We start from the raw sequence: 1560 nt of genomic DNA, 5'->3' as shown, positions 1-1560 counted from the left end.
GCCGCCGTGGCGGGCGGCCAGCATCAGCAGCACCAGCTTGGCGGCGACGGCCAGGATCAGCGAGAGCACGCCGAAGCTGCCCAGATGCGGGTCTTTCAGCACCTCGAAGAAACGCTCGCGCGAGCGGTGGGCCGCGCCCAGCGCGTCGGAGAGGTCGGCCAGCCCGTCCAGGTGCAGGCCGCCGGTCACCATCACCCAGGCCAGCAGCGCCAGCAGCGCCGCCAGCCAGGGGTCGACCAGGCCGCCCAGCCTCAGCGCGGCCAGCAGCAGCGCGCCGACGATGATGCCGACGGCGGGAAACCAGCGCGCGCTGGCCGCCAGCCATTCGGGTTTGAAATCGGCCAGCTGCGGGGTGGGCAGCCGGGTCAGGAACTGCACCGCCAATATCAGTCCGCGCATGCGGACTCCAGGCGCAGCAGGTAGGCCGGGTGGCCCTCCAGCATCGACAGCTGCACGAAGCCGCCGCGTTGCACCGTCATCAGCTTGGCCACCGCGAACTCGGTGCCCAGCAACTCGGCCATCAGCACCGTGATCACGCCGCCGTGCGTCACCAGCAGCCGGTGGCTGCCGCGGGCTTCGGTCATCCAGTCGGCCAGGCCGGCCAGCACCCGGGTGCGGAACTGCTCGAAGGTTTCGCCGCCGGGCGGGCTGAGCCGGCCGGCGGCCAGCGCGTCGCCCCAGCCGGGGTGGGCCTGTTCCAGATCGGCCACCGGCTGGCCGTCCCAGCCGCCGAAATCCATCTCGGCGAAGCGCGGGTCCACCTTCAGCGTCAGCGAGCCGGACAGCGCCTGCCTGACCGAGAACTCGCGGCAGCGCTGCAGCGGCGAGGTGGCGATGCTGGTGACCGGCGCCAAGTTGCTGATGCGTTTCCAGCTATGTTCCAGCTGCTGGTGCCCCAGCTCGGTCAGCGGCAGGTCGGTCAGGCCGATCAGCCGGCCGTCGTGGTCGATGTCGCCGTGGCGCAGCAGGGTCAGCGTGTAGGGATTCATGCCGACTTGCCGCTGATGCCGGCTTCTGCGAAGGTGGCCATGCCGTTGTGCAGCTTCACCGCCAGTTGCAGCAGCGGCACGCACACGGCGGCGCCGGAGCCTTCGCCCAAGCGCATGCCCAGGTCCACCAGCGGGGGCAGCTGCAAGGCTTTCAGCGCCAGATCATGGCCGGATTCCGCCGAGCGGTGGCTGGCCAGCAGCCAGTCGTGCAGCGAGGGCTCAATGGTCTTGGCGCACAGCGCGGCGGCGCTGGCGATGAAGCCGTCCACCAGCGACGGCACGCCCAGGCGCGCGCCTTCCAGGTAAAAGCCGGCGATCGCGGCGATTTCCAGGCCGCCCAGCTCGGACAGCGTGTCCAGGCCGCTGAGGTTTTCCCAGGCCACCCGAGCCAGCGCGGTTTTCACCGCGCGATGCTTGTTGGCCAGGCCGGCGTCGTCGACGCCGGTGCCGCGGCCCACCACCAGCTCCGGCGCCGCGCCGGTCAGCCGGCAGATCAGCGCCGCCGACGCGGTGGTGTTGCCTATGCCCATGTCGCCGGCGATCAGCAGGTTGGCGCCGGCCTCCACCGCGC

Annotated in this window: 3 protein-coding genes; all 3 read right to left on the bottom strand. The window is 71.3% G+C overall.

What is annotated here, in order from left to right:
- Nucleotides 1-399 (bottom strand): adenosylcobinamide-GDP ribazoletransferase (locus tag LQR33_RS23785; protein WP_231470706.1); only part of this gene is annotated, 399 nt, incomplete at its 3' end.
- On the bottom strand, nt 387-989 hold the full coding sequence (locus tag LQR33_RS23780) for a histidine phosphatase family protein (RefSeq protein WP_166441455.1): 603 nt from the start codon (nt 987-989) through the stop codon (nt 387-389). The genes LQR33_RS23785 and LQR33_RS23780, both read right to left, overlap by 13 nt.
- Nucleotides 986-1560: nicotinate-nucleotide--dimethylbenzimidazole phosphoribosyltransferase (locus LQR33_RS23775; RefSeq protein WP_231470705.1), on the bottom strand; the 575-nt coding region annotated here is incomplete at its 5' end. The genes LQR33_RS23780 and LQR33_RS23775, both read right to left, overlap by 4 nt.

The organism is Chromobacterium piscinae (assembly GCF_021129175.1).
GTDB lineage: Bacteria > Pseudomonadota > Gammaproteobacteria > Burkholderiales > Chromobacteriaceae > Chromobacterium > Chromobacterium piscinae.
The sequence above is the reverse complement of the archived record's forward strand: the minus strand, read 5'-3'. Positions and strand labels throughout refer to the sequence as shown.

Bases quoted from the DNA above. Each gene is read 5' to 3' on its own strand.
- LQR33_RS23780 (WP_166441455.1), bottom strand. From the start codon at position 989: ATGAATCCCTACACGCTGACCCTGCTGCGCCACGGCGACATCGACCAC.